The organism is Microcystis sp. LEGE 08355, assembly GCF_015207185.1.
Taxonomy (GTDB): Bacteria; Cyanobacteriota; Cyanobacteriia; order Cyanobacteriales; family Microcystaceae; genus Microcystis; species Microcystis panniformis.
This window is the reverse complement of sequence record NZ_JADEXI010000862.1, coordinates 1-1,409: the sequence shown is the minus strand read 5'-3', so window position 1 is coordinate 1,409 and position 1,409 is coordinate 1. Positions and strand designations below refer to the sequence as shown.

Sequence of the window (1,409 nt, the reverse complement as noted above, 5' to 3'; positions counted from 1 at the left end):
CGTACAACTGCAAGTAGTGCAGGTGCGGGAACTGGTTCCTGGTCTGGCCCCGCTGCCTTTACAGGTTTGACAGGTTTCCAGATGACGGATGCGGATTTCCTTTTCGCCGCCAAAGACCGCCTCGCGGAATTTTAGTCGAAAATCGAGACGTAGATCCTCGCCCCGGGTAGGGCCTGTGCGTCGGCGGGCCGTTGCTTGGCCGCCCATGCCCCCAAAACCACTAAAGATTGTCTCAAATATATCGGCGAAACCGCCCATATTGTCGGGATCAAAACCGGCAGCACCTCCAGAAACCCCGGCCTCACCAAAGCGGTCATAACGATTGCGGGTTTCCGGTTCCGAGAGAATTTCGTAGGCGCGGTTAATTTCTTTGAAGTGTTCCTCGGCTCCTGGTTCTTTGTTAACATCGGGATGGTATTTTCGGGCGAGACGACGATAGGCGCGTTTGATGTCTTCTTTGCCCGCATCTCGCGAGACACCTAGAATTTCGTAGTAATCAGTGGGCATAGGGGGCTATGGTTCTGCTGGCAATTTATAAATAAAGTTTAAGTCTAGTTGTTACTTTAACAAACTATACATAATAGTTTAGTTGGGTTATCCCTACTATTTTTTTGGTAAGGAAGTGGGGTGATAGGGAAGTGGGGTGTGGGGGAGTGGGGAGAAGGGTGTGGGGAGAAGGGGATAAAAAAGCTGAAAACTCACATCTGATTACTGATCACTGATCACTGATCCTTTTTAATCTACGGCCTCGTAGTCACTGGCACTCATTTCTTCGCCATCGTAGGGGTGATCATCACTGCCCGATTCGCTGGCTTTAGTTTCCAGATTACTATAGGTTCTGGTTCTAGTGTGGGAGAGGGTTGGCCCGTCGGCGAAGATATTGGGGGGAGTGGTCCGGATGCGGGTGGGTCGGGTCAGTTTTTCGGTGACATCGATCGATTCAAAACCAGTACCGTTGAGGATTTGGGTGTCCTCTTGTTTACCCCTGTAGATGCGGGTACCGATTTCGAGGACAATCTGACGAAATTCTTCCAGGATGGTTTTTAGCTTTTCTGGGGATATGGAAGGGTCGCGCAGGGCGATTTCCAACTGTTGTCGCTTCTGGTCGGCCAGTTGCCGGATATCGGGGGCAACTAACTCGCTGTTTTCCCTGAGGGTGACTTCGTAGCTATAGAAAAGACTATCGCATTGCTGGCGAATATCGATCATTTGCAGACGACCGCGATCAAATTCGGCGTATTTTTCGGCTTCTAGGCGCATTTTTTCAATTTCGTTCGGTTTCAGCCCTCCAGTATGACTAATTAAAATGCTTTGTTCTTTGCCGGTGCCTTGGTCACTGGCGGCCACTTTCAAGATGCCGTTAACATCGATCTCGAAGGCCACTTCGATTTGTGGCATACCCCTAGGGG

At 50.2% G+C, this 1,409-nt stretch carries 2 protein-coding genes; both read right to left on the bottom strand.

Features of this window, described 5'->3' with window-relative positions; translation table 11 throughout:
• Window positions 1-507 (bottom strand): DnaJ domain-containing protein (locus IQ242_RS24755; protein WP_193961778.1); only part of this gene is annotated, 507 nt, incomplete at its 3' end.
• A 228-nt stretch (window positions 508-735) separates the two neighbouring features.
• Window positions 736-1,409, bottom strand: a 674-nt coding sequence (locus tag IQ242_RS24750) for an Hsp70 family protein (RefSeq protein WP_193961777.1), incomplete at its 5' end; no start/stop codon positions are given.